24 protein-coding genes are annotated in these 24,890 nt (G+C 76.0%); 10 read left to right on the top strand and 14 right to left on the bottom strand.

From position 1 onward, the window contains the following. The 4 genes from ACYX4T_RS04920 to ACYX4T_RS04935 are packed head-to-tail and all read right to left on the bottom strand — an operon-like array spanning position 1 to position 4,551. Entirely contained in the window at positions 1–993 is a 993-nt protein-coding gene (locus tag ACYX4T_RS04920) for an NAD-dependent epimerase/dehydratase family protein (RefSeq protein ID WP_476013459.1), read from the bottom strand. Beyond that, positions 990–2,609, bottom strand: a complete 1,620-nt coding sequence (locus ACYX4T_RS04925) for a fatty acid CoA ligase family protein (RefSeq protein WP_476013460.1) — start codon at positions 2,607–2,609, stop codon at positions 990–992. The genes ACYX4T_RS04920 and ACYX4T_RS04925 overlap by 4 nt, the downstream gene beginning before the upstream one ends. Beyond that, positions 2,606–3,526, bottom strand: coding sequence for an alpha/beta fold hydrolase (locus ACYX4T_RS04930; protein ID WP_476013461.1), 921 nt, complete (start codon positions 3,524–3,526; stop codon positions 2,606–2,608). Before ACYX4T_RS04930 ends, ACYX4T_RS04925 begins: the two co-directional genes overlap by 4 nt. Next, the gene (locus tag ACYX4T_RS04935; protein WP_476013462.1) at positions 3,523–4,551 is read right to left on the bottom strand and encodes a 3-oxoacyl-ACP synthase III; all 1,029 of its coding nucleotides are present in this window, start codon (positions 4,549–4,551) and stop codon (positions 3,523–3,525) included. Before ACYX4T_RS04935 ends, ACYX4T_RS04930 begins: the two co-directional genes overlap by 4 nt. 292 nt (positions 4,552–4,843) lie before the next feature. Between ACYX4T_RS04935 and ACYX4T_RS04940 the strand changes: the two genes are divergently transcribed. The 4 genes from ACYX4T_RS04940 (at position 4,844) to ACYX4T_RS04955 (ending at position 8,508) form a co-directional block, all read left to right on the top strand. Next, the gene (locus tag ACYX4T_RS04940) at positions 4,844–5,551 is read left to right on the top strand and encodes a DUF998 domain-containing protein (RefSeq protein ID WP_476013463.1); all 708 of its coding nucleotides are present in this window, start codon (positions 4,844–4,846) and stop codon (positions 5,549–5,551) included. 11 nt (positions 5,552–5,562) lie between these two features. Then, entirely contained in the window at positions 5,563–6,966 is a 1,404-nt protein-coding gene (locus ACYX4T_RS04945) for a pyridoxal phosphate-dependent decarboxylase family protein (protein ID WP_476013464.1), read from the top strand. Positions 6,967–7,112: 146 nt separating this feature from the next. Further along, positions 7,113–7,658, top strand: coding sequence for a MarR family winged helix-turn-helix transcriptional regulator (locus tag ACYX4T_RS04950; protein ID WP_476013465.1), 546 nt, complete (start codon positions 7,113–7,115; stop codon positions 7,656–7,658). Continuing rightward, positions 7,651–8,508, top strand: a complete 858-nt coding sequence (locus tag ACYX4T_RS04955; protein WP_476013466.1) for an EamA family transporter — start codon at positions 7,651–7,653, stop codon at positions 8,506–8,508. Before ACYX4T_RS04950 ends, ACYX4T_RS04955 begins: the two co-directional genes overlap by 8 nt. A gap of 58 nt (positions 8,509–8,566) precedes the next feature. On the opposite strand, the gene ACYX4T_RS04960 is transcribed toward ACYX4T_RS04955, so the two are convergent. Then, entirely contained in the window at positions 8,567–9,337 is a 771-nt protein-coding gene (locus ACYX4T_RS04960; RefSeq protein WP_476013467.1) for a class I SAM-dependent methyltransferase, read from the bottom strand. 89 nt (positions 9,338–9,426) lie between these two features. Between ACYX4T_RS04960 and ACYX4T_RS04965 the strand changes: the two genes are divergently transcribed. Then, positions 9,427–10,332, top strand: coding sequence for a helix-turn-helix transcriptional regulator (locus ACYX4T_RS04965; RefSeq protein ID WP_476013468.1), 906 nt, complete (start codon positions 9,427–9,429; stop codon positions 10,330–10,332). 3 nt (positions 10,333–10,335) lie between these two features. Here the strand turns inward: ACYX4T_RS04965 and ACYX4T_RS04970 are convergent, their stop codons facing one another. The 3 genes from ACYX4T_RS04970 to ACYX4T_RS04980 are packed head-to-tail and all read right to left on the bottom strand — an operon-like array spanning position 10,336 to position 13,246. After that, positions 10,336–11,808 carry an MFS transporter gene (locus ACYX4T_RS04970; RefSeq protein ID WP_476013469.1) on the bottom strand — a complete coding sequence of 491 codons (1,473 nt, stop codon included), beginning with the start codon at positions 11,806–11,808 and terminating at the stop codon, positions 10,336–10,338. After that, entirely contained in the window at positions 11,805–12,638 is an 834-nt protein-coding gene (locus ACYX4T_RS04975) for an SRPBCC family protein (protein ID WP_476013470.1), read from the bottom strand. The genes ACYX4T_RS04970 and ACYX4T_RS04975 overlap by 4 nt, the downstream gene beginning before the upstream one ends. Continuing rightward, entirely contained in the window at positions 12,635–13,246 is a 612-nt protein-coding gene (locus tag ACYX4T_RS04980) for an ArsR/SmtB family transcription factor (RefSeq protein WP_476013471.1), read from the bottom strand. Before ACYX4T_RS04980 ends, ACYX4T_RS04975 begins: the two co-directional genes overlap by 4 nt. A 58-nt stretch (positions 13,247–13,304) precedes the next feature. Here ACYX4T_RS04980 and ACYX4T_RS04985 point away from each other — a divergent pair, with 58 nt between their 5' ends. The 3 genes from ACYX4T_RS04985 (at position 13,305) to ACYX4T_RS04995 (ending at position 14,938) form a co-directional block, all read left to right on the top strand. After that, a complete protein-coding gene (locus ACYX4T_RS04985; protein ID WP_476013472.1) occupies positions 13,305–14,075 on the top strand; it encodes a 5-formyltetrahydrofolate cyclo-ligase in 771 nt (256 codons plus the stop codon). Between the two features lie 116 nt (positions 14,076–14,191). After that, a complete protein-coding gene (locus ACYX4T_RS04990) occupies positions 14,192–14,722 on the top strand; it encodes a hypothetical protein (protein WP_476013473.1) in 531 nt (176 codons plus the stop codon). 81 nt (positions 14,723–14,803) lie between these two features. Continuing rightward, on the top strand, positions 14,804–14,938 hold the full coding sequence (locus tag ACYX4T_RS04995; RefSeq protein ID WP_476013474.1) for a hypothetical protein: 135 nt from the start codon (positions 14,804–14,806) through the stop codon (positions 14,936–14,938). On the opposite strand, the gene ACYX4T_RS05000 is transcribed toward ACYX4T_RS04995, so the two are convergent. Then, positions 14,939–16,018, bottom strand: coding sequence for an AbrB family transcriptional regulator (locus tag ACYX4T_RS05000; protein ID WP_476013475.1), 1,080 nt, complete (start codon positions 16,016–16,018; stop codon positions 14,939–14,941). Between the two features lie 52 nt (positions 16,019–16,070). Further along, a complete protein-coding gene (locus tag ACYX4T_RS05005; protein WP_476013476.1) occupies positions 16,071–18,398 on the bottom strand; it encodes a protein kinase domain-containing protein in 2,328 nt (775 codons plus the stop codon). 591 nt (positions 18,399–18,989) lie between these two features. Between ACYX4T_RS05005 and ACYX4T_RS05010 the strand changes: the two genes are divergently transcribed. Continuing rightward, positions 18,990–19,643: a sigma-70 family RNA polymerase sigma factor gene (locus ACYX4T_RS05010; RefSeq protein WP_476015182.1), complete on the top strand. Its 654-nt coding sequence runs from the start codon at positions 18,990–18,992 to the stop codon at positions 19,641–19,643. Here the strand turns inward: ACYX4T_RS05010 and ACYX4T_RS05015 are convergent. The 4 genes from ACYX4T_RS05015 to ACYX4T_RS05030 all read right to left on the bottom strand — a co-directional run bounded on the left by ACYX4T_RS05015 (position 19,591) and on the right by ACYX4T_RS05030 (position 24,369). After that, positions 19,591–20,814 carry a class I SAM-dependent methyltransferase gene (locus ACYX4T_RS05015; protein ID WP_476015183.1) on the bottom strand — a complete coding sequence of 408 codons (1,224 nt, stop codon included), beginning with the start codon at positions 20,812–20,814 and terminating at the stop codon, positions 19,591–19,593. The two genes, ACYX4T_RS05010 and ACYX4T_RS05015, sit on opposite strands and share 53 nt — an antisense overlap. A 26-nt stretch (positions 20,815–20,840) precedes the next feature. Continuing rightward, complete coding sequence (locus ACYX4T_RS05020) at positions 20,841–22,199, bottom strand: FAD-binding oxidoreductase (protein WP_476013477.1); 1,359 nt, start codon at positions 22,197–22,199, stop codon at positions 20,841–20,843. Positions 22,200–22,364: 165 nt separating this feature from the next. Next, positions 22,365–22,895, bottom strand: a complete 531-nt coding sequence (locus ACYX4T_RS05025) for a UGSC family (seleno)protein (protein ID WP_476013478.1) — start codon at positions 22,893–22,895, stop codon at positions 22,365–22,367. Between the two features lies 1 nt (position 22,896). Beyond that, positions 22,897–24,369: a hypothetical protein gene (locus tag ACYX4T_RS05030; RefSeq protein ID WP_476013479.1), complete on the bottom strand. Its 1,473-nt coding sequence runs from the start codon at positions 24,367–24,369 to the stop codon at positions 22,897–22,899. A 119-nt stretch (positions 24,370–24,488) separates the two neighbouring features. Between ACYX4T_RS05030 and ACYX4T_RS05035 the strand changes: the two genes are divergently transcribed. Continuing rightward, the gene (locus tag ACYX4T_RS05035) at positions 24,489–24,887 is read left to right on the top strand and encodes a CopG family transcriptional regulator (RefSeq protein ID WP_476013480.1); all 399 of its coding nucleotides are present in this window, start codon (positions 24,489–24,491) and stop codon (positions 24,885–24,887) included. Positions 24,888–24,890 lie beyond the last annotated feature (3 nt).

The raw sequence follows: 24,890 nt of genomic DNA on the forward strand, positions 1-24,890 counted from the left end.
TCAGGACGCGGCCCGCAGCGACGCCGCCAGCCGCGCGAACCCCTCCTCGAGCGGGACCTGCGGCGTGTAGCCCAGGTCGCGGCGGGCGGCGCCGATGTCGAACCAGTGCGCGGTGGCGAGCTGGCGGGCGAGGAACCGGGTCATCGGCGGGTCGTCGGTGCGCCCGAGCAGCGACCACACCGCCTCGACCGCGGCCCCGGCGGCGACCGCGACCGGGCGGGGCACCGTGGCGGTCACCGGCGGCAGGCCGCCCGCCCCGAGGATGCCGTCGACCAGCTCGCGGATCGGGCGCGGGTCGTCCGAGGTGATGAAGTACGCCCGTCCGGCGCACGCGGCCCCGGGCGCGAGGCGGTCGGCGGCGTCGAGGTGGGCCTGGGCCGCGTCGGCGATGAAGGTCGTGTCGACGACCGACGAGCCGTCGCCGACCAGGCGCAGCTGCCCGCGCCGCGCGCGGTCGAGGATGCGGGGCACCAGCTGCGTGTCGCCGGGGCCCCACACGAGGTGCGGGCGCAGGGCGACGGTGGCGAGGTCGGGCCCGTCCGCGGCGAGCACGAGGCGTTCCGCCTCGGCCTTCGTCTCGGGGTAGGCGGAGTCGAAGTGGGTGGCGTACGGCAGCGACTCGTCGCCGCCGTGCAGGTCACCGCCGGTGTGCACGACGCTCGGGGTGCTCGTGAACACCAGCCGCCGCACGCCCGCGTCGCGGCACGCGTCGAGGAGCACCCGGGTGGCCTCGACGTTGCTGCGGCGGAAGTCGGCGGTGCGCCCGCCGACGCCGGCCTTCGCGGCGACGTGCAGGACGACGTCGGCTCCCGTGACGGCCTCGCGCGCGACCGCCGGATCGGCGAGGTCACCGCGCACGGTGTGCACGCCGCGGGCGCGCAGGTCCGGGTAGTCGCCGCGGGCGACGCTGGTGACCGTGTCCCCGCGGGCCAGCAGGGCGTCGACGACCGCCCCGCCCAGGAACCCGCCACCCCCGGTGACCAGGGCCTTCATGCCGGCTCCCGGCTCGCCCAGGCGGCCAGCGCCGGGCGGTCGATCTTCGAGTTGTGGCGCGGGTCGACGGGCAGGCCCGGGTGCTCGAGCAGGGTGTGCACGGTCGCGGTGCGCGGGTCGTCGGCGGCGAGGCCCAGGAGCTCGGCGCGCAGCGCGTCGTCCAGCCGCCCGGGTGTCGCGAGCTCGACGACGAGCACCGGCCGCTGGGTCCCGGGCGCGCCGACCCCGACCAGCGCGGAGCGCCGCACCGCCGGGTGCCGGTTGAGCACCTCCTCGCACGGCACGCTGTAGAGCGGCCCGTCGGCGGTGTGCACGACGTGCGCGACCCGGCCGGCGAACCACAGCCGGCCCCGGTCGTCGATCCACGCGAGGTCGCCCATGCGGTGCGCGGGCGCCCCGTCCCAGTCGACCGTGGCGGCGGCCGTCGCCTCGGGGCGCTCGGCGTAGCCCTGGCGGATCACCGGGCCGCGGACGACGACCTCGCCGACCTCGCCCAGCGGCACCTCGCCGGCCGCCGCCACCGAGGTGACCGGCCCGTCGGTGACGGGGATCAGGGTCACGTCGACGCCGGGTACCGGGCGCCCCACGCAGATGCCGTCGTCGGGCAGGGCGAACAGCTCGTCGCTGTCGATCGTCGTCACCGGGAGGGCCTCGGTGGCGCCGTACGGGGTGTGGATCCGGGCGCCGGCGCCGAGCAGGGCCAGTACGCGGCGCTGGGTGTCGCGGGGGACGGGCGCGCCGGCCGAGACGACCTGGCGCAGGTCGGGCAGCAGGGTGCCGGCCGGGGCGCCGCGGCCGAGCCGGTCGAGCACGGCGGGGGAGCCGAACATGACCGTCGCGCGGGTGCGCCGGGCGGCGCGCACGAGCCGGGCCGGCACGACCTTCGCCGGGCGCGTGGCGTCCATGCGCGGGACCACGGTCGTCATGCCGAGCGCCGGTCCGAACAGCGCGAACGGGGGGAAGGTCGCGAGGCTGACGTCGCCGGGGCCGAGGCCGTAGAGGTCGCGGACCAGGCCGGCCTGGGCGAGCAGGCCCGCCGGGGAGTGCTCGACGCCCTTGGGCGGGCCGGTGCTGCCGCTGGTGAACAGGATCGCGGCGGGCGTGCCCTCCGGCGGCGGCACGGTACTGACCGGCCCGCGCCGCGCGCCGTCGCGCTCCAGCCGGCGCAGCCCCGTGGTCCCGGGGACGGGCACCGGGCCGGCGGTGACCGCGACCCGCGCGTCGGGGCACCAGCCCAGCGCCCGCCGGGCGAGGTGGGCCTTCGCGACCCCGACGAACGCCTCCGGCGCGACCTCGCCGAGGCAGTCCCGCACCCGGGCGAGGCCGATCCCGGGGTCGACGACCACCGGCACCGCCCGCACCCGCAGCAGCGCGTAGGCCAGCACGAAGAAGTCGGCGATCGGGGGCACGAGCAGCGCGGTGCGCGTGCCCGGGCCGATCCCGGCGGCGGCGAGCCCGGCGGCGGTGGCCTCGACGCGGCGCGCGAGGGTGCCGTAGTCGACGGTGCGGTGGGTGCCGAGCGGCCCGGGGAGCACGAGGGCGGGCCGGCCGGGATCGGCGGCGGCGTGCTCGACGAGCAGGTCGTCGAGCGTGGTGGGGGAGCCGAGGGCGGTCATGCGGGCCGCGCCAGGAAGTCGCGCACGCCCGGCACGATGCGGTCGGCGGCGTCCTCGAGCACGTAGTGCCCGGAATCGGGGAGGCGGTGGACGTCGGCGCGGGGCAGGCGGGCCTCGAGCTCGTCGAGGATCCGCGCGTCGAACACCGGGTCCTGCAGGCCCCACCACACCTGCACCGGGAGCTCGTCGAGCAGCGGCAGCCGCTGGGCGAGGCGCTCCAGGACGGGGTGGGCAGGGTCGCCGGGGTCGGTCGGGATGTCCTGGACGAACGCGTGCACCGCGGTCCGGTGAGCGGGGGAGTCGTACGGCGCGAGCAGGCCGCGGCGCGCCTCGGCCGGCAGCCACCGGCGGGCGGTGCCCAGGACGAGGGCGCCGCGGGAGAACGCGCCGAGCCCGCGCACCGCCACGTCGCCGACGACCGGCAGCCGCGCGACCTGCAGCGTCCAGGGGATGCGGTGGCCGGCCGGGAGCGGGAAGGCGGCGGTGTTGAGCAGCACGAGCCTGTCGAGGCGCTCGATGTTCTCCGCCGCCCAGGACAGGCCGATCGGCCCGCCCCAGTCGTGGACGACGAGCGAGATCGGCGCGTCGAGGTCCAGGGCGTCGACGAACGCGCCGAGGTCGTCCACCCGGCGGCGCAGGGTGTGCGGGTACTCGTCGGCGCCCGGGCGCGCGGACCGGCCCATCCCGATGTGGTCGGGCGCGATCGCGCGCATCCCCGCCTCCGGGAGCGCGGCCAGCAGCGAGCGCCAGTAGAACGACCAGGTCGGGTTGCCGTGCACGAGCAGCACGGGCGGGCCCGAGCCCTCGTCGACGTAAGCCATCCGGTGCCCGCCGATCTCGACCGACCGCGGTGTCGAGGGGTGTCCCGGGACGGTCAGGGTGTCGGGGGACCGGGTGGGGCGCAGAGCTCCGATCACCACAGCACCTCGGCCGCCGCGGCGTTGATGCCGCTCCCGACGCCCATGAGCATCACCCGGGAGCCGTCGGTGACCGTCCCGTCCTCGACGGCCTTGGAGAGCACCGTCGGCACTCCGACCGGCCCGATGTTGCCGAAGCGCGGGTAGAGCGACGGGAAGCGCTCCTCGGCGAGCTGGAGCTGCTCGGCGACCGCGCGGGTGTGGACCTTGCTGACCTGGTGGAGGCAGTAGACGTCGTAGCCGGCGGCGTCCCAGGAGAAGCTCTCGACGGCCTCCTTCCACGTGCGCCCGGCGAGCTCCATGCCGGCCATGAGCAGGCCGCGGGTGTCGGTGCGCATCTCGTCGGCCTGGCCGACGCAGAGGTCGGCGTTGCCGGCGGTGCTGGCCCGCCCGAGCCCGCCGAGGAAGCGGTGCCCGCCCGGCCCGTCGGCGCGCGAGAGCACCATGCCCACCGCGCCCGAGCCGACGGTGAGGGTGGCGAACTGCTCGTGGAACATGTGCCGCGTCGCCTCGGGGCCCGCGAGCCTCGCGATCGTCGACTCCATCGCGAAGCGGCTCGTCTCGCCGGCGACGACGAGGCCGTGGTCGATCTCGCCGTGCTCGATCATGGTCGCGACGAGGTTCATGCCGTTGAGGAAACCGAGGCAGGCGTTGCCGAGGTCGAAGTTCACGGCCTCGGGCGGCAGTTCCATCCGGCCGTGCACGATGCTCGCGGTCGACGGTTCGAGGTGGTCGCGGCTGACCGAGGTGTTGATCAGCGCGCCGATGGCGTCGCGGTCGACGCCGCTGCGCGCCAGGGCCTCCTCGCCGGCCCGCGCGGCGACCTCGCTGGGCATCGTGCCCTCGTCCCAGACGCGCCGCTCGACGATGCCCGAGAGCTTCTCGAGCAGGCCGGGCGTGATGCGCAGGCGGGCCAGCGTGTCGCCCAGCCGCTCCTCGAGCTCGGCGGAGCTCACGACGTTCGGCGCATCGAGGTGCGCCAGCCCGCTGATGACGACCTGGTCGTAGCGCTGTGCCGCTCTCATGCTGTCGACCATGCCGGGCGACGATGTGCTCCGCCGTTTCCCGGTGACCGGTACACGATGTACCGGATAATGGCGGGAACTGCTACCGTCGGTCGCACGAACGGCGGTAACAGGAAAGACGGCCGCGCTTTCTGCGCCGAACGGCGGCGAATGCTGTGCCGCCGGGCCCACGGCCATTCCGCCGGATCGTACGGCAGTACCGTGGAGTACCACCGCCGATGATCTGCGACATTCTCCGCAGTCGCCCGGCGGTCGGGGGAACGCCGCCCCCGGTCCGGACGTTGATTCCCCCGTGACGTCCCCTGACCTGACGGCCACCGGTGCGGCGCCGGACCGGGTGGTGGCGCCCGGCGCGCGGGCCGGCATGGCCGCCGTGGTGCTGGCGCTGGTCGTGATCGGCGCGATGCACCTCGTCGGCCCGTCCGCGCGGATCGACCCGGTGCGCCGCACGATCAGCGAGTACGCCGTGGTCGAGGGCGGCTGGCTCTTCGACGTCGCGGTCGTCGCGCTCGCGCTCGGGTCGGCAGGGGTGATCGCGGCGCTGGTCGCGGCCCGGCTGACCCCGGCCCGCTCGCTGCCGGTGGTCCTGATCGGCGCCTGGTGCGTCGGGCTGCTGCTCGTCGTCGCGTTCGAGAAGACGAACTGGTCGATCGGCCCGAGCGTCTCCGGCTACGTCCACCGCTACGCGAGCCTCGTCGCGTTCGTCGCGCTGCCGCTCGGGGCGCTGCTGCTCGCCCGCCGGCACCGTAGCGACCCGGCCGCGCGCCCCTACCTGCGCGGCGTGCGCCTCGGGTCGTGGCTGGCGCTGGCCTCGTTCCTGCCGATCGTCGTGGCCATCGGCCTGCGCGGCGTGACCGGCGTGCCGTGGTGGCGCGCGGTGCCGCTGGGCCTGCTCGAGCGCGGCCTGGCGCTCGCCGAGGTCCTCGTCGTCGCCCTGCTCGGCGCCTGGGCGCTGGCGCACGCACGGCGGAGCGCCCCCGCCGTCGACCGCGCCGTCTAGCGTCTGCGGACGTGGCGGACCCGCGCTTCGACCTCGTCCTGGACCGTGCCCGGCGCTTCGCCGACGACTGGCTCGCCTCGCTGCCCGACCGCCCCGCGGGGCGCCCGGTGGACGACGACGGCGTCCTGCGCGCCGGGCTCGGGGCGCTCCCGGAGCACGGCACCCCGGCGGAGCAGGTCCTCGACGACCTCGCGGCCGCCCTCGAGCCCGGGCTGGTGGCGACGCCCGGGCCGCGCTACTTCGGGTTCGTCACCGGCGGGGCGCTGCCGGTCGCGCTCGGCGCCGACTGGATGGCCGCGGCCGCCGACCAGAACGTCGCCGCGCGGGTGATGTCGCCGGCGGGGACGGCGGTCGAGGAGGTCACCGGGGCCTGGGTGCTCGACCTGCTGGGGCTGCCGGGGGAGTGCGCCGTCGGGTTCACCACCGGCGCGCAGATGGCCACCGTCGTGGGCCTCGCCGCCGCCCGCCACGCCCTGCTCGCCGCCGTGGGCTGGGACGTCGAGGCGGACGGGCTGGCCGGAGCGCCGGTGCCGACCGTGCTGATCGGCGCGCAGGCGCACTCGACGATCCTGCAGGCCCTGCGCCTGCTCGGCCTCGGGTCGGGGCGGGCGGTGCGCGTCCCCGCCGACGACCAGGGCCGGATGCGCGCCGACGTGCTCCGGGACCTGCTCGCGGCGATCGAGGGTCCGGTGCTCGTCAACGCCCAGGCCGGGCAGGTCGACACCGGCGCCTGCGACCCGCTCGACGCCATCGCTGACGCCATGGCCGACGTCGTCGCGGCCCGGGAGCAGGCCTGGCTGCACGTCGACGGCGCCTTCGGGCTCTGGGCCGCGGCCTCGCCGGCGCACCGGCGCCTCGTCGCCGGGGCGGAGCGCGCCGACTCGTGGACGGTCGACGCGCACAAGTGGCTGAACGTCCCCTACGACTGCGGCATGGCGATCGTCCGCGACCGGGCGGCGCTGACGGCGTCGATGACCACCTCGGCCGCCTATCTCCCGCTCGCCGGCGCCGACCCCTCGAGCCGGGTGCCCGAGAGCTCCCGGCGGGCCCGCGCGCTCCCGGTGTACGCGGCGCTGCGCCACCTCGGCCGCGCCGGCGTCGCCGACCTCGTCGACCGCTGCTGCGCGCTCGCCCGCCAGGCCGCCGGGGAGCTCGCCCGCCACCCCGACCTCGAGGTGCTGAACGACGTCGTGCTCAACCAGGTGCTGGTCCGGCCGCGCGCCGGGGACGCCCGCGAGCTCGCCGCCGCGGTCGTCCGCGACGGCACCTGCTGGGTCGGCACCACGGTCTGGCAGGGCCGGCCGGCGCTGCGGTTCTCGGTGTCGAACTGGTCGACGACGCCCGAGGACGTCACCCGGTCGGTCGCGGCGATCACAGCGATGACGGCGGCCCGGGGGGACTGGTCGGCGAGCTGATCGACCACCCCGCCGTCGGCGGTCCCGGGCGGCGGTCGCCGCGGATCCGGCCGGCGGCGTCGCGCGGGCACGGCGCGTTCCCGGGGTGGACCGGCCTCAGGACATCCGCTCTAATATGAGTCATGCATGTCGATGGCGAGCGGTCGGTGAACGTGCTGGGGGCCTGGGTGCTGGCCGTGGCCGACGCCGTGCGCGAGGCCGCGGAGCACGCGACCGGGATGAGCGGGGCCGGCCCGGCCTCGCTGGTGGCGATCGCTGCGGAGCCGGGCATGAGTGTCGACACGTTGCGTCGCGCGCTCGGGCTGACCCACCCGGGCGCGGTCCGGCTCGTCGACCGCCTCGAGCAGCGTGGTTGGGTCGAACGCGGCGCGGCTCCCGGACGGGCCGTCGCTCTGCGTCCCACTCCCGCCGGGCTCACCGCTCGCGATGCTCTGCTCGCGGCCCGGCACGACGCCCTCGCCGCGCAGCTCGAGCGCCTGGGAGGCGACCGGGAACGCCTCGCCGCCCTGATCGAGCCGCTGCTGCTCGAGCAGGCGACCGATCAGACCGAGCTGCGCCACCTCTGCCGACTCTGCGATCGGGCGGCCTGCGAGCCCTGCCCTCCGTGGACGCATCTCGACGCGGCGACCACCGACCGGGCCGCCGCCGGGCCCGGGGCACCCCGGAACGAGGTGGCCGGCGGGGATGGGTAGCGCCGCCGCCGGGCTGCTGGGTCTCACAGCGGCGGTGTCCTACGGCGTCGGGGACTTCGTCGGGGGAGCCCTGTCGCGGCGACTGCCGACGTTGACCCTGCTCGTCCTGGGTCAAGGCGCAGCGCTGCTCGTCCTCCTTCCGGCCAGCACCGCTGTGCCGGGGACACCCGACCCCGCGGCGCTGGTGTGGGGCGGCGGGGCCGGGCTGGCCGGCATGGTCGGGAGCTACTGCTTCCTGCGCGGGTTCGCCACCGGCCGGCTCGGCGTGGTCACGCCGGCCGCGTCGGTCACGGCGGCCGGACTGCCCGTGCTGGTCGACCTGCTCCGTGGTGTCGCGACGTCGGGCCCCACCGCGGCGGGCATCGTGCTCGCGATCGTCGCGGTGGTGCTGGTCGGGGCCCGCGAGCGGCGCGAGGCGAGCTCGTCTCCGTCGGGGCCGACCCGCGGCGGCGTGGGGTGGGGCGCGGGCGCCGGCGCCGCACACGCGGTCATGTACGTCCTGCTCGGCGAGGCGTCCCCCGCAGCCGGGCTCTGGCCCGTAACCGCCCTGTTCGTCGTCATCGTGGGTGTCGCGCTGCCCACGGCCCTCGTGCGCCGCGTCCGTCTCCTGGTGCCCCCGCGGCAGCTGCCGGCGGTCCTGGCCATCGGCGCGCTCTCGGCCGCGGGCACCGTGGCCTACCTGTTCGCCGCTGGGGCGGCCAGCGTCGGCGTGGCTGCCGTGACCACGGAACTGTCACCTGTCATCACGGCGATCCTCGCCTACGTGCTCCTCGGCGAACCCCTTCCGCCGCTGCGCTGCCTCGGGCTCCTCCTGGCCGTCGTGGCCGGTGTCCTCATCGGCGTCGGCTGACGAGCAGCACACGGAGTGCGGGTGCCACCACGTGACCCGCCACCACGTCCGGGACGCCTCAGCCCGGCACGCGCGCTGAGTAGAACGCCAGCGTCCCGAGCGTCCAGCGGCGACGCTGGACCACCGCGGCGCCGACCAGGCCGGCCTCGCGCATCAGGGCCAGAACCTCCTCGGCGCCGGTGACGTGCCGGCGCGGCTCTCCCTCGTCGTCCCCGTGCCCGTGCCCGTGCCCGTGGCCGTGCCCGTGGCCGTGCCCGTGGCCGTGCTCCTGGTCGCCGCCCGCGCCCCGCGCCATCCGGCGCATCGCGGCGGTGGCCAGGCGCGCCAGCGGGCCCCGCGACGGCTCGCCCTCCATGTCGACGAGGTGCAGCGACCCGCCCGGACGCAGCACCCGCCGGACCTCGCGCAGGGCGCCGCGCTGCTGCTCGGGCGGCAGGTGGTGGAACATCAGCGACGACAGCACGCGGTCGAGGCCGGCGTCGGGCAGCGGCAGGTCGTCGGCGTAGGCCTGCTCGAGGCGCACGCGGGCGGGCAGCTTCGCGCGGGCCCGCTCGAGGGCGGCCGTGTCGGGGTCGATCCCGATGAGCTCGACGTCCGGGTGGCTTCGTGCCACGGCGGCGAGCACGTTGCCGGTGCCGCACCCGATCTCGAGGACCCGCCCGCCGGCCGGCGGCGCGGCCTGGGCGACGAGTCGGGCGTGGGCGGGGCCGGCGCCGAGCAGGCGGCTCGTCAGGTCGTAGGCGGGCAGGAACGACTCCCGGCCCATCGCGGGCAGGAAGGCCCGGGCGGGACGGGAGGGTGGCGGGGTGGCGCGCTCCGGCTCGGTCATGCTTTGCTCTCCTCGTGGGACGGGATTCGGTGTCGTCGTCCACGCTCCGCGCGGTCCCACCTGCGGACAAGGGACGCGGATCGGGCGCGATGGGACGATCTTCTGATGTCCCGGTCGTCGACTACCCCCGCTCGCCGGACGGCCTCGACGTCACCGTGCGGCACCGGCGCGGCGTCTCCGACGTCGCCGATCTCCCGCCCGCCGGGGCCCCGAACGCCACCCCGCACGCCCACGACTTCCTGCTGCTCCTGCTCGTCGAGTCCGGCACGGGCGCGCTGCGGGTGGACGACCGCGACGTCCCGCTCGCCGCGGGCGACGTGGCGGTGCTCGCGCCGGGGGCGGTCGTCGCCCCGCACGGCGGGCACCTCGCCACGCCCAGCGACCTGTGGATGGTCTACTTCCCGGCCGACGCCGTCGACCCCGCCACCACCGGCTCGCTGGTCTCCTGGCGGTCGCACCCGCTGCTCGCCCCGCTGGTGGGCCACGGACGGGTCGGGTGGCAGCGCTTCACGCTCCCCGACGAGGAGCGCGCCCGGTGGGTCGGGCACGTGCGGGCCCTCGACACCGAGCTGCGCGAGCGCCGGGAGGGCGCCGCCGCGGCGGTCCGGGCCTACCTGACGCTGCTGCTCGTGGAGCTCACGCGGCTCGAGGCCGTGGTCACCGACGAGCTCCGCGACCGCGACGAACCCCTGCTCGCGGCGGTGTTCGACGTCGTCGAGCAGCGCTTCCGCGCGCCCCTGTCGCTGCGCGACGTCGCCGACGCGGTCGGGCTGACCCCGGGTCACGTGACGACGGTGGTGCGCCGGCGGACCGGGCGCACGGTCCAGCAGTGGATCACCGAGCGGCGCCTGCGCGAGGCCCGCCGCCTGCTCGCCGACACCGACCTCACCGTGACCGCCGTCGCCGCCCGGGTGGGGTTCCGCGACGCCGGCTACTTCGTGCGTCGCTTCCGTGCCGAGCACGGCGTCCCACCCGGGCGGTGGCGCGGGGCGTGAAGCTCACGCGTCGACGAGCTCGGGCTCGCTCGTGGGTGTCGCCGGCACGTGCCGCAGCGTGGCCACGACCAGCACGGACACCCCGAGAAGCACCACGGCGGCCACCGCGGCGGTCAGACCGGCCGCGCCCGTGAACGCCTCCCGGGCCGGCGCGAGCACCGCCGGGTCGCCGGTCGCGACCGCGCCCGCGAGCCCGTCGTGCGCGGCGGCAGGGACGTCGGCGGGCAGCAGCGCCCGGTAGGCGGCGACGGCGAGGCTGCCGAGCCCGGCGAGCCCCACGGCCATGCCCAGCTCCTGGCCGGTCTCCGAGAGCGACGACGCCGACCCGGCCTGCTCGGGCGGCGCCGAGGAGATCACCAGGCCCACGCCCAGCCCGCCGGGGAGGCCCATGCCGAGCAGCGCGACGGTGAAGGCGGCGAGCATCGTCACCGTGTCCGGGGCGAGCGCGACGCCGGTGAGCCCGACCGCCGCCAGGGTCGTGCCGCCCGCCATCACCCACGCCGGGCGGAACCGCCGCGCGAGGTGGGGCCCGGCGAGCACGCCGAGCAGCATCGCCACGGTGCCCGGCAGCGTCGCGAGCCCCGCCGCCAGCGGGTCGAGGCCGGCGACCAGCTGCAGGTCCTGGGTGACGACCAGGAACATCCCGCCCATCACCACCCCGCCCAGCAGCATCGTGAGCAGCGCCCCCCGCAGGGCCGGGTGGGCGAGCAGGCGCAGGTCGAGCAGGGGGTGGGTCAGGCGGCGCTGGCGACGGACGAAGGCCACGCCGGCGACGACGCCCACCCCGAGCGCGAGCGCCGTGACGACGCCGACGTCGCCCCGGGCCAGCTCCTTGACCCCGTGCACGACCGGCAGCAGCGCGAGAAGGGACAGCGCGACGCTCGCGGGGTCGAGCCGCCCGACCCCGGTGCCCTCGCCCGCGGGCAGCAGCCGCGGCCCGGCGACGAGCAGCAGCACCATGACGGCGACGCCGGGCAGGAACACCGAGCCCCACCAGGAGTGGGCGAGCAGCAGCCCGCCCAGTGCGGGCCCGAGCGCCCCGCCGGCCATGATCGCGGAGAACACGGTGGCGATCGCGACGCCCTGCCGTCGCGGATCGGTGTAGAGGCTCGTGACCAGCGCGAGCGTCGAGGGCATGAGCGTGGCGCCGGCGAGGCCCAGCAGCGCGCGTGCCGCGATGAGCAGCTCCGGGGTGGGGGCGAACGCGCACGCCAGCGACGCCGCGCCGAACGCGGCGGCGCCGACGAGCAGCAGGCGTCGCCGGCCGATCCGGTCGCCGAGGCTGCCCATCGTCACGAGGAAGCCGGCGACGAGGAAGCCGTAGACGTCGGTGATCCAGAGCTGCTGGGCCGCGTCGGCGCCGAGGTCCTCGGACAGGCGCGGCAGCGCGACCAGCAGCACGGACAGGTCGAGCGCGACGAGCAGGGCGGGCAGGGTGAGCACGGCCAGTGCGAGCCGTGTGCGGGTGCGGGTCACCGGGGCTCCCCGGCGGTCGTCGCGGACGAGGTCCCGACCGTCGCCAGCCAGGCCTGCCAGCGGGGGCGCTCGCGGTCGGCGACGGCGGCGGCGTCGGTCCCGGGACCGTCGAAGAAGGTCAGGTGCACCGACGCGTGGGCGTCCCGGCCCGCCGCCACGAGCGCGGCGACGCCGGGCGCCGGCGTCTCGAGGAGCAGGACGGCGGCCCGGTGCCAGCGCCCGGGGGAGAGGGCCTCGACCGTGCCGGCGAGCTCCGGCATCCCGCCGAGGGCGAGGCGCTCGCCGACGCGGGCCTCCGCCAGGCCGGTGCCCGCGACCAGGCGCGACCACGCGTCCTCCGCCGGACCGCCCAGCCGCGCCCCGGCGTCGACCGTCGCGGGCCGGTGCCCGGCGAAGTGCGCGAGGTAGAGGCGCAGGGTCTCCAGCGCGACGCCCATGCCCTCGCGCAGCGCGTCGATCTCGTCGTCCCAGTCGTCGCCCGACCCGAAGCCGCTCATCACCATCCGCACGACGCACGTGCCCTCGTCGCGCGTGCTCACCAGCCACTCGGTGGCGAGCGTGGTGGTCTCCGGGCCGATCGACCAGGCGGCCTCCGTGGCGAAACGCGCGGGGGCGTCGTAGGCGGTGACGGTGCCCTGCGGGGTGCTGTGGGCCGCCTCGTCGGACCCGCCCATGTCGAAGCCGAAGGCGCCGCCGACGTGCTCGTCGACGCGGGTGGGGTGCAGCCAGGAGCTGATGCCGGGCCCGGTCGCGATCGCGTCCCAGACCTGCTCGGGCGTGCCGGGGACCGTGACCTCGAGGTCGACGGTGCGGTGGTCCTGCTCGGTCATGACGGGTCCTCCGGGGAGTCGGTGGCGGGGTCCGGGGCCGGCGCGGGCACGGGGTGCGCGCCGACGACGAGGCGGTGGGGGCGCCCGCCGGGCGCGTGGTGGCGGGCGACGAGGTCGCGGACCGCGGCGCCGAGCTCCTCGGCGAACGCGGCCCGGTCGGCGGGCGAGGCGAAGGCGATCTCGGTGTCGATCGCGAGCGTGGCCAGGCGCTTGTCGGTGGCGTCGGCGCGGCGGGCGAGGTCGCCGACCTCGCGCACCAGGCGTCCGCCGAGGGCCAGCAGGTAGCGGGCCGAGAGCCGGTCCGAGACGCGCCCGGGGTCGCTCGCGGCCTCCCCGAGCGCGGCGGGGGAGACGAGGTAGGAGGCGGCGGAGGCCTCCACCATCCGCTCGGTCAGCCCGCGCCTGGCGCGCTGCCCGACCTCGCGGACCAGGCCGTGCGCCTCGAGCGTGCGCAGGTGGTAGTTGACCTTCTGTCGGGTCAGGCCGACCCGTCCGGCCAGCGTGGAGGCCGATCCGGGCTCGGCGAGCGCGGCCAGCAGGCGCGCGCGCAGCGGGTCGAGGGCCGCCGCGGCGGCCGCCGGTTCGTCGATCACGTCCACGTCGAGCACGGACCCAGGACAACATTGACAAGAAAAGTTGTCAATAGACGCCCGTAGCGTGTCCGCCGTGGCACGAGGAGCACGCCGGCACGACGGGGACGCCGGGGGATCGGCGGCGGTGAACGAGGCCAAGGCGGCCGTGCGCGAGCGGGTCTGGGACGCGCTGCGCGACGGGAAGCTCGCGCGGTTCCCGGGCGCGCACGGGCGCATCCCGAACGTCAGCGGCGCCGAGGCGGCGGCCGAGCGCCTGCGCGGCACCGACGTCTGGCGACGGGCGCGGACGCTGAAGTGCAACCCCGACGCCGCCCAGTGGCCGGTGCGCCAGCGCGCGCTCGAGGACGGCAAGACCGTCTACATGGCCGTGCCGCGCCTGGCCGAGGAGGCGCCGTTCTTCCTGCTCGACCCCGAGCACCTCGCCGACACCCCGCGCAAGGCCTCGTCGATCAAGGGGGCGTCGCGGTCGGGGCGCACGGTGGCCGTCGAGGACCTGGAGCCCGTCGACCTCGTCGTCACCGGGTGCGTCGCCGTGGACACCCGCGGCGCGCGGTTGGGCAAGGGCGGCGGGTTCTCCGACCTCGAGTTCGCGGTGGCGAGCGAGGCAGGACTGGTCGCGCCGGACACGCCGGTCGTCACGACCGTGCACGAGCAGCAGATCGTCCCCGTCGGCGACATCCCCGTCACCGACCACGACGTACGCCTCGACCTCGTCGTCACCGCCGACCGGGTGGTCACCTGCACCCGCGAGGCCCGCCACCCGGGCCGGATCGACTGGGACGCGCTGACCGAGGAGAAGATCGCGGCCATCCCGTTGCTGGGGCGGCTGCGGTCGACGTCCTGACGGGCTCTCCACGACGATCTCCCGGGAGTGTCACCACGGTCGAGGTGACGGCACGAGAGCGACGGCTTCCGCGAAACGGCACCCACGTCGGCGCCGAGGCGCCCACCGTGGACGGCATGACACTCACCCCGGAGAACGCCCCGCTCCTGCTCACCGACGACGACGTCCGCGCGCGCGTCGAGGTGATCGTCGGACCGGCCCGCCAGGACGGCTGCGTCTGGCTGATGCTCGTGGACGGCGACCGCCGCCAGGCGCCGGCCGTCGTCCCGCTCGAGGACTCGCCGCGACGCCCCGACCCGCACCTCGTGCGGGGCCTGCGGGACATGCTCGCGCACTTCGGCGGCGGGCCGCTGGACACTGCGACCGGGCGCGGCTCCTGCCTCTTCGTGCTCGAACGGCTCGGCCCGCCCGAGATCAATGCCGACGACGAGGAGTGGGCGGAAGCGCTCGACGGCGCGGCCGCCGGAGCCGGGCTGGACACGCTCGGCGTCTACTCCAGTACCCCCGCGGGGATCCATCGGCTCCGGTCGGCGCTGGTGGGGCGAGGGGAGGAGCGGGACGATGGCGCCCGTGGGCGAGCCGGCGTCGACCTCGGCCTACACGGTGGCCGAGCTGCACGCGATGCCCGACGACGGCCGTCGTCGTGAGCTCATCGACGGGATGCTCTTCGTGAGCCCGGCGCCGGGGCCGGCCGCACCAGGAGATGGCGCTGACGCGCCGCGCTCGAGGTGCTCGAGCTCGACGGCAGCGGGCGGTACGTCACCCTCGCGGAGGCCGCCGGCGACGAGGTCGTGGAGGTGACGCGACCCTTCGAGGTCGCCCTGTCCCCGGCCCGCCTGCTCGACGGCCTGCGCCGCCCCTGATCAGCTCGTGGTCCGGCGTCCCACGACGCGGGCCAGCAGGGGAGCGACGAGCAGCATCAGCAGCACGCGCAGCACCTGCACCGCGACCACGGAGGTGACGTCGACGCCCGAGGAGATGGCGGTGGCGAGCACCGCGTAGATGCCGCCCGGGGTGGTCGCGAGGTAGCCCTCGAGCAGCGTCATGCCCGTGACCGACGACAGCACGAGCCCGAGACCGGCGCACACGACGATCACCGCGAGGATGAGCGCCGTCGCGAGGGGGAGGACCCGCAGCACGGTGAGCAGCGCGGACCGCGTGAAGCGCAGGCCCGCCTGCCACCCGATGACGGCGTAGGCGACGTCGACGACCAGGCCCGGGACGGTCGCATCGCCGACGACGCCGGTGAGACCCACCGCGGCCGCCACGACCATGGGCCCCAGCAGCGAGCCGGCCGGCACGTGCAGCAGGCGGGCGAGCGGCGCGCCGACCACGCCGCACCCGACCAGCACGGCGACCCCGAGCCACCACGGCGCCGCCGGGCCCGCGTCGGGGGCCGGGGCGGCGCCGTCGACGTGCGCGGCCCCGTAGCCGAGGACCGCGACCACCGGCATCGTCGCGGTCACCAGGCCCACCCGCAGGTACTGCACGACCGCGACCACGCGCTCGTCCCCGCCGAGGCCCCGGCTGATCGCGACGAGCCCGGACGCGCCGCCCGCGGTCTGCGCGAGCACCCCGGTCAGCGCCGACACCCCGCGCTGCAGGCCCATGACCAGCCCCGCGGCCATGCTGGCGAGCAGGGTGCCGACGCTGATGAGCAGGACCGGCAGCCAGTCGGCGGCCACCGCGCCGAGCGTCTCCGGGCGCGCGAGCAGGCCGATGACGACGCCGATGACCGCCTGCGCGGCCGAGGTGGCGCGGGGCGCGACGGCGCGCGGCCCGAGGCCGGCGAGCGCGACGACCGTCGCCACCAGGAGCCCGGCGAACAGCGCCGCCGACGGCACCGCCAGCGCGGCGAGCCCGACCGTCGCGACCGCGGTGAGGACGGCGAGCACGACCCACCGGCCCGCCGCTCCGGGCCACGTCGTGCTCCGCTCCGCCACCGCGGGCGAGCCTAGGCCGCGGTGACGCCCCGCGCCCCGGCTCCGCCCCGCGTCACTCCGCGATCTGCAGCACGGCCAGCCGGGACTCGTCCAGGCAGGTCACGCGCGCGGTCCGGTCCTCCGGGGGCACCACCACGACGCTCGTCGGCGACGAGCACACCGGCACCGTGCCCGACACCGTCGACGTCGTCGTGTCGATCACCGACACCGTCCCGTCCTGCACGTTCGCCGTGTAGACGTGGCGTCCGTCGCCGGCGTAGGAGGTGTACTGGGGCCCGCGCCCCACCGGCACGGTGGCCGCCACCTGCGAGGTGGCGGTGTCGATGAACGACACCCCAGCGCCGTCGTAGTTCGCGACCGCGACCCGCGTGCCGTCCGGGGAGACCGCGAGCGCGTGCGGGCTGCGGCCGACGGGCACCGTGACGAGGGTGGCCCCGGTCGTCGCGTCGAGGACCGTGACCAGGTCCGACTCGTGGTTGGCGATGTACGCGCGCCCGCCGCCGAAGGCGATCCAGTGCGGGTTCGGCGCGACGTCGATGCGCCGGGTGATGGTGAGCGAGGTCGTGTCGAGGACGTCGATGGTCGCGTCGTCGTGGCTGGGGATCCACACGCTGCGCTGGTCGGGGGCGACGGCCAGCGCGTAGGGCCGCCGGTCCACCGGCACGACGGCGACGACCTCGCCCGAGGCCGTGTCCACCACCTGCACCACGTTCACCGCGTCGTCCTCGGTGTAGGCGCTGACGTAGGCGCGGGCGCCGTCGGCGGAGAACGCGATGAAGCGCGGCGGGGCCTCGGGCACCGGGATGGTGCGGCGGGTGGTGCCGGTGAGGAGGTCGACGACGGTCAGCACGCGCGGTTCGCGGTTGGCGACGTACGCGATCCGTCCGCCCGGGGCGACCGCCATCGAGCCCGGGGTGGGCGGCGTGGGCACCGACCCGATGACCTCGGCGGTCGGGGCGCTGACCGCGGGCGCCGCCGACCCCTGGCCGGCCGGCGCGACGTCCCGGTCGGGCAGCGCGACCAGCAGCACCGCGAGGAGCGCCAGCGCGACCACCGCGCAGCCTCCGAGCACGAGGAGGGTCTGGCGACGGGGCCGCCGCGGCCTCGGGGACCTCTCGGCGCCGTCCTGCGGCGCGGGCGGGACCGGCGGGGGAGCGGCGGCCCCACCCCGGCCCTCGCGGCCCGGGGCCGAGGGCGGACCGGTGGCCACGGCGGCCGTCGGGGCCGCGAGGGCCGCCGCCGCGTCGGGTCCCGTCCGACCGGACGGCGGGGGTCCGAACGGCGTGGGCCCGAACGGCGTGGGCCCGAACGGCGTGGGCCCGGACGGCGTGGGCCCGGACGGCGCGGGCCCGGACGGGCGGGAGCCGGGGGGCACGGTGCCGGGCCGGGCGGCGCTCGCCGCCGGCCGGCCGCCGGTGGTCCCGGGCGGTCCGTCCGGGCCCGGATCGTCGGGACGGGTGCCGCGGGGGACCGGCGTGGTGAGGCGCGCCCCGACCGGTCCGCGGGGAGCCGGCCCGCCGCCGCCCTCGAGGGCCCGGCGGGCGGCGTCGCGGAGCTCGCCGGCGGTCGCGTACCGGTCGGCGGGGTCCTTCGCCATCGCGGTGACCACGACGTCGTCGAGCGTCGGGGGCACGCCGTCGACGGAGGCGCTGGGACGCGGCGGCTCGCCGTGGACGTGGGCGAACATCAGCGCCGGCGCCTCGGCGGCCTCGAAGGGCGGGCGTCCCGTCAGGCACTGGTGGAGCAGGCAGCCGAGCGCGTAGACGTCGACCCGACGGTCCACGGCCCCGTTGAGGAACCGCTCCGGGGCCATGTAGTCGATCGTCCCGACCGTCGTGCCCGTCATCGTCAGCCCGAACTGCGTCTGCCCGACGGCGTGCGCGATGCCGAAGTCCATGACGTAGACGAAGTCCCGCGCGGTGACGAGGACGTTGGACGGCTTGACGTCGCGGTGGATCAGCCCGTCGCCGTGCGCGGCGTCGAGACCCTCGGCGGCCTGGGCGACGAGGTGGACCGCGCGGTCGGGCGGGAGCGGGCCCTCGTCGCGCAGCAGGCTCGCGATGGTCGTCCCGCCGTCGACGAGGCGCATGTCGATGTAGAGGCGGGAGTCGATCTCGCCGAAGTCGTGGATCGGGATGATGTGCGGGTCGCGCAGGCGGGCGGCGATGCGGGACTCGCGGCGGAAGCGCTCCTGGAACTCGGCGCTGCCGCTGAACAGCGGGGGGAGCAGCTTGAGGGCGACGACGCGGTCGTGCTCGGTGTCGACGGCCTGGTAGACGTCGCCCATGCCGCCGGAGCCGATGAGGCCCTGCAGGCGGTACCGACCGAACGGTTCGCCGTTCGGGTGGCCGTTGCCGTTGCCGCCGTCCTCGCTGCCCACGCCGCCCCCTGTGGCCCCGCGGGAACCCGGGACCGTCGCGGTCGGCATCGTAGGTCAGCGCAGGTCGTGAGGGGAGGAGGTCGATGATCTCCGTCCCGCGGGCCCTCCTGACAAGATGACATAATGGCGATTATCGGATCGACACCGACGTGCGGGAGCGGTGCGCGGGCCACGGCGTGTCGCGCCGGCGAGGATGTAGCGATCCTGGCCTTCAACGCCAGCGACGCCGCATCGCTCGCACACCCCGGGCCTCGAGCAGCGCCGGGAGCGGCGCCTGCGGCACGTTGGGCCATGTCGGTGATTGAGATCCGCTCGCCGTCGGTGGTCGACCGGTGACGGCAGGTCGTCTGCGTCCGGACGTTGAATCGGACACGACCGATCGGCCGCCCGGCGGACAGTCCGTCCGCCGACCGCGCGCCTCCTTCACAGTGCCCACCCGATCGAGCACGGTGGGATCACGGCCGGGTCGCGTAGCGGGACGCCTGTCTCCGCTGTGTGACGGTCGCTCACTTTCAGTGGATGGTCCGGGCGCACGGTCCGGGCGTGCTCGGGGGGAACCGTGGCTGGAACAGGACACCGGCGGGGGCGCCGGTGACCGAGGAGTCCGACGAGATCGATCGGCTGGTCGCCGCCGTCCTGGCCGACGACCGGGCGGCCCTCAACCAGCTGCTCGCGATCCTGCGGCCCCTGGTCGTGCGCTACTGCCGCTCGCGGCTGGGCACCGACCGCGCCGGCGTGGCCGCCGACGACGTCGCCCAGGAGGTCTGCCTGGCGGTTCTCAAGGCGCTGCCGACCTACACCGACCAGGGCAAGCCGTTCCTGGCGTTCGTCTACGGCATCGCCGCGCACAAGGTCGTCGACGCCCACCGCCACGCCGGCCGCGACCGCTCCGAACCCACCGACGAGGTCCCCGAGGGCTTCACCGACGCCGTCGGCCCGGAGCAGCACGCCCTCGAGGCGTCGGCCAGCGCGGAGATGCGCGCGCTGCTCGCCCAGCTGCCGGCCAAGCAGCGCGAGATCCTCGTCCTGCGCGTCGTCGTCGGGCTCTCGGCCGAGGAGACGGCGGTCGCGGTCTCCTCGACGCCGGGCGCGGTCCGCGTCGCCCAGCACCGGGCGGTGGCCAAGCTGCGGGGTGTCCTCGAGACGCCCGACGAGGAGCGCGGGCCCGACGACACCCCGCCGCGGGGGCTGCTCAGTACGCGGGCCGCCACGGGAACCCGGAGCGCGCGTCGGGGCCGAGCTTGACCCCCAGCACCTGGTGGAGCTGGATGTTGTTGACGTCGAACCCGACCTGGCAGGCCGGCATGTAGAGCCGCCACACGCGGGCGCGCCCCTCCCCGGCCTCCTCGACGCAGGCGTCCCAGTTCGCCTCGAGGTTCGCCGACCAGCCCGCGAGCGTCTTCGCGTAGTGCTCGCGGAAGTTCTCCTCGTGCCGGATCTCGAAGCCCGCGCCGTTCATCTGCGAGATCAGCCAGCCGATCGGCAGGAGCTCGCCGTCCGGGAAGACGTAGCGGTCGATGAACGGGTCGGCGTGCGCCCGGTGGTGCGCGTCGGGGCGGGTGATGCAGTGGTTGAGCAGCCGGCCGCCGGGACGCAGCCTGCTGTGCAGGAACTGGAAGTAGGCCGGGATGTTGCGCCGCCCGATGTGCTCGGTGAGCCCGATCGAGGCCACCGCGTCGAACCCGGTCTCGGTGACGTCGCGGTAATCGGCGTGCCGGATCTCGACGAGGTCCCCCAGCCCCCGGCGCGCGACCTCCTTCTGCGCCCAGGTGGCCTGGTCGCGCGAGAGCGTCACGCCCAGGGCCTGCACCCCGTGGTGCTCGGCGGCGTGCATCGACATCTGGCCCCAGCCGCAGCCGACGTCGAGCAGGCGCATCCCCGGCTCGAGGCGCAGCTTCTCGGCGACCAGCGCGTGCTTGGTGAACTGGGCCTCCTCGAGCGTCGCGGTCGCCGACGGGTAGACCGCGCACGTGTAGGCCATCGAGGGCCCCAGGACCATCTCGTAGAAGCGGTTCGAGACGTCGTAGTGGTGCTCGATCGCCTCGGAGTCGCGGTCCTTGGAGTGCCGTCGCCCGTGCTGGCGGTGCTCCTCGGGCGGCGGGGCGATACGGTGGCGCCACCGCAGCGGGGCCAGCCGCGCGACCATGCGCATCAGCGTCGAGGGCGGCACGTCGGAGACGGTCAGGTCGCTCAACGCCGACAGCGCCTCGTAGATGTCGCCGTCGACGTCGAGGTGCCCGGAGACGTAGGCCCGCGCGAGCCCGAGGCTGTTCGGCGAGCCGGCGAGGTAGGCCAGGGCCGTCTCGCTGCGCACGTCGACGGTGGCGACGGGGTCGGCGCCGCCGGGCGACGACCTGCTCCCGTCGTAGGCACGGATGGCGACGGGGGCCTGCTCCCCCAGCACTGGTCGGAACATCTCGGCGACCTGCACGACGATCCTCCTCAGCCCGTCACGGTCTTGGTGTAGAGGTCCGGGAGACGGCCGTCCGGGTCGTACCGTTCCTTGAGGTCCCGGTAGGTCGTCCCCCCGTAGAGCGCGTCGAACTCGTCCCTGGTGTAGCTGGCGGTCGAGTACAGGGACTTGTGGCCGTCCAGCCCCATGAGCACCTGCTCGATGCGCCGGTTGTGGTGGTCCGGCGCCTGGCCCTCGGTGAGCGGGGCGTCGGACCAGAACCCGATGTTGACGTAGGTCGTGTCGGGGTCCAAGGGGTAGAGCGGCCAGCTCCGGCGGTCGCGCGCCCGGAGCGGGCACAGCCAGACCGGCTCGATCCCGATCTCGTCGTGGAAGAAGGCGAGGAACTCCGCGAGCCGGTCCACCGGCACCTCGACGTCCTGGATGATCGGCTCGACGCCGGCCACGCCGCTGCGGCGCGCGAGGGCCTGGGACAGGCCCGTGCGGCGGTCGAGCGCGACGATCCGGCGGTAGACGTCCGATCGCCGGTACCGCGCGGGCCACAGCCGCCGCACCACCGGGTGCTGGACGCCGAGGGCGCGCGAGCACCAGAACCAGTCGGTGTCCCAGCGCCACAGGTAGTCGTGGATCGTCAGGAAGTCGCTCTCGCGCTGCTGCACCGACCGGTAGTAGATCCGCTGGCCGGTGTAGTCCGAGAGGTACGGCGCGGTGTCGACCATCTCGCCGACGGTCATGTAGTGCTCGTCGGCGGAGAAGACGACGCCGTCGCAGAAGTCGACCCGCTCGGACTCCCAGGTCCCCGACGCGGAGACCTCGGCGAGCGCCCGCGCGACCTCCTCGGCGGTGTCGAAGCGGACGTGGCGCAGCCGCACGAACGGCTTGACCGGTGCGAGCTCGATGGTGAGGCGCAGCGCGTAGCCCAACGTGCCGTACGAGTTGGGCAGGCCCGCGAGCAGGTCGGGGTGCTCGGTGGTCGAGAGGATGTCGCCGGTCCCGGTGAGCACGTCGGCCTCGAGGACCGACTCGTGCGGCAGGCCGGCGCGGAACGACGACGACTCGATCCCGAGGCCGACCACCGCTCCCCCGAGCGTGATCGTCTTGAGCTGCGGCACCACCAGCGGCATCAGCCCGTGCGGCAGGGTCGCCGCGACGAGCTGCTCGTAGGTGGTCATGCCCGCGACGTCGGCGGTGCGCGCCACGGGGTCGACGGCGAGGACGCGGTCGAGGCCCTCGACGGTCAGCCCGCCCGCTCCCCCGCGGAAGCGGAACAGGTTCGAGGTCTTCTTGCGCAGCCGCACCGGGGCGTCCGCCGGCAGCGCCGCGAGTCCCTCCCGCACCGCGTCCACCGCCCGGCGGTGGGCGGTCCCGGCGTCCGTCGCCGTCGTCATGAGCCGACCGTCATCTGGGTGCTCCCTCCCGGATCCCGAGGGAGCGTATGCCCGCCGTGAGGTCCGGAGCACCGGTGTTCCGCTGTTCCGTGTGCCACCCGAGCGGACGCTCGACGCACCGTGTCCGCTGTGCCACACGGCGTGTCGATCCGGCGTGTTGCGCCCCTACGCGGTCGGGGGAGCCTCCGTGACGGCTGCGAGCACCCGGGGTAGCGCCTCGTCGGCGAGCGCCGCCATCTCGGGGTCGGTGCGGTCCTGGATCGGGTGGGCGACGTAGACCGCGGGCACCGACGCGAAGCCCAGCGCGCGGGCCTGGGCGTCGGTGGCCGTCACGAACTCGCTGGACGCGACGAACGTGGCGGCGACGCCGTCGGCCTCGAGGGCGGCGAGGTCGTGCACACTGCACGACGTGCACGAGCCTCAATCGGCGAGGGCCTCGATCACGACGTCGCACTCCGCACCGATCTCCGCGCGCAGATCGGCGGGCATCGGCTTCGTGAAGGTCGGCTTGGCGTAGCGGCGGACCGTCGCGCCCCGGTCGGCGAGCAGGTCCGCGAGCCGGTCGAGGAAGACGTCGCCGCGCGGCTTGGCGATGTCGAGCAGCCCGACCGTGCGGCCCGCGAGGTCGTCGGGGCGCGGCCCGACGGTGCGGGTGGCGGGGCGGGACTCGTCGGTGGGGTCGAGCACGGTGGTCATGTCAGCCCTCCTCGATCAGACGTGTGACGGGCGAGCTGCCGCCCGGCCCGCCGACCCAGCCGCCGAGCACGGCGGAGAACTTGCCCGCTCCCCCGCCGGCGACGGCCACCATCAGCCCGCCGCGGCGGAACTTCGGGCGCGGCCGGGTGGGCTCCGGCACGCCCTCCTGGATGCCGTCGGCGCCCCGGGCGAGCTCCTCGGGCGGGAGCAGGAGCAGGTCGTCGAGCGCCGTGGTGAAGCGGGCGCGGTCCCAGCCGGCCTCGGCGAACACGGCGACGTGCTCGGGGCTGAGCACCAGCACCGCATCGAAGCCCGGCGCGAGCTTCGGGTGCCCGACCCCGCGCAGCGCCACCGCGAGCGACCGGGCCAGCGACCCGGGGGTGCGCGAGATCTGGTCGACGACGCCGCGCGGCCCCTCGCTCGCGAACACCGTGACCGCCGACGCGCCGGCCGGCACCCCGCGCTCGACGGACAGGGGCTCCCACGGCGAGTACTCCTCGTCCTCGGCGAAGCACAGGCCGACCTTGCCGGGCTGGCCCAGCGTCGCCCGGTCGACCTCGCCGGGGCGCCCGCCGCCGACGTTGCGGATCACCAGCTGCACCGCCCGCCCGATCGTCGAGTTCGCCCGCGCGCCCTGGCCGAGCGCGTTGCCCCCGGCGTTCACCCCGATCCGCCGGGCGACCGGCCCGTGGACCAGCACCGCCGGCCCCGCGCCCCAGGTCGTGGCGAGCAGGCCGTGGGCGTTGAACTCCTCGCTGCACACCGCCTCGACGGCCGCGAGCACCACCGGGAGGTAGTCGGGCCGGCAGCCGGCGAGCACGGCGTTGATCGCGACCTTCTCGACGGTCGCGGGCACCAGGTTCGGCGGGACGACGGCGACGACCTCGTCGGGCGCGCGGGTCGTGCCGGCCAGCATCCGCAGCACGCGGGGCGGGGTCGGCGCGACCACGGGCAGGCCGTCGGTCCAGCCGCGGTCGTACAGGGCCTCGGCCTCGTCCTCGAGCCCGGCGAGCTCGACGCGGCGGGCGGCGAGCTCGTGGCCCCGGGCGCGCACGAGCATCGCGTCGGCGACCGCGGGGTCGTGGGTGCGCGAGCCGCAGCCGGGCTTCCACTCGGGCAGCTCCGCGCCGAGGTCGCCGAGGCCCGAGAGCTCGCGCCACGTCGCCCGGTCCCAGCCCTCGGCCCGCGCGGTCTCCCGGCCGCCCTCGCGGCGCAGCAGGGTCGGGACGACGTCGATGCCCAGCGCGACGCTGGCGTCGAGGTCGGTGTCGTCGCGGACCGCGACGCCGGGCGGGAACGCGGGGTCGTCCTGGCTGTAGACCGTGACGCCGTGGTCGGCGAGGCCGCCGAGCACCGGCGCCACGAGCCGGCACGTCGGGCAGTCCTGCTTGACGACGACCACGAGCCCGTCCGCCGGCACCTCCGGGCGCGTCGACGCCGCCGCGGTCGCCGTCGTGGTCGCCGTCGTGGTCACGGCCCGCACGCTACCGCGCCGGCGGCGCTCGAAGGTCGTGGTCGGGGCGCGGACCGGACGACTTGCGCATCGCTCCACCCTCCGTGCACCATCCAGGTGGATGGCGTCGGGAGGGTGTCGTGGTCACTGAACCGGAGCGGACCGAGAAGATCACGGTCAACCTCGGGCCGGTCGACCTCGGCCGGATCGACCTGCTCGTCCAGGAGGGGTTCTTCACCACCCGCACCGACTTCATCCGCACCGCCGTCCGCAACCAGCTCGCCACCAGCGAGCGCGCGATCGAGCAGACCGTCGCGCGCCGGACCCTCGTCCTCGGCACCCAGCACTTCACCCGGCGCGACCTCGAGGCCCTGCGCGACGCGGGCGAGCAGGTCCACGTGCGGGTGCTGGGCCTGGCCACCGTGGCCGACGACGTCCCGCCCGACCTGGCCCTGGCGACGATCGCCTCGGTCGAGGTGCTCGGGGCGTTCCGGGCCAGCCGCGCGGTGAAGGCCGCGCTGGCGTCCCGGATCGTCTGAGCC

Source organism: Actinomycetospora sp. ABD4_176 (genome assembly GCF_056311855.1).

What these genes read in the sequence shown, in the direction of transcription:
- ACYX4T_RS04935 (WP_476013462.1), bottom strand. Translation starts at nt 4,551, where the DNA reads ATGAGAGCGGCACAGCGCTACGACCAGGTCGTCATCAGCGGGCTGGCG.
- ACYX4T_RS05020 (WP_476013477.1), bottom strand. Translation starts at nt 22,199, where the DNA reads ATGACGACGGCGACGGACGCCGGGACCGCCCACCGCCGGGCGGTGGAC.
- ACYX4T_RS04960 (WP_476013467.1), bottom strand. Translation starts at nt 9,337, where the DNA reads ATGACCGAGCCGGAGCGCGCCACCCCGCCACCCTCCCGTCCCGCCCGG.
- ACYX4T_RS05015 (WP_476015183.1), bottom strand. Translation starts at nt 20,814, where the DNA reads ATGTTCCGACCAGTGCTGGGGGAGCAGGCCCCCGTCGCCATCCGTGCC.
- ACYX4T_RS04990 (WP_476013473.1), top strand. Translation starts at nt 14,192, where the DNA reads ATGACACTCACCCCGGAGAACGCCCCGCTCCTGCTCACCGACGACGAC.
- ACYX4T_RS04920 (WP_476013459.1), bottom strand. Translation starts at nt 993, where the DNA reads ATGAAGGCCCTGGTCACCGGGGGTGGCGGGTTCCTGGGCGGGGCGGTC.
- ACYX4T_RS04965 (WP_476013468.1), top strand. Translation starts at nt 9,427, where the DNA reads ATGGGACGATCTTCTGATGTCCCGGTCGTCGACTACCCCCGCTCGCCG.
- ACYX4T_RS04975 (WP_476013470.1), bottom strand. Translation starts at nt 12,638, where the DNA reads ATGACCGAGCAGGACCACCGCACCGTCGACCTCGAGGTCACGGTCCCC.
- ACYX4T_RS04955 (WP_476013466.1), top strand. Translation starts at nt 7,651, where the DNA reads ATGGGTAGCGCCGCCGCCGGGCTGCTGGGTCTCACAGCGGCGGTGTCC.
- ACYX4T_RS04925 (WP_476013460.1), bottom strand. Translation starts at nt 2,609, where the DNA reads ATGACCGCCCTCGGCTCCCCCACCACGCTCGACGACCTGCTCGTCGAG.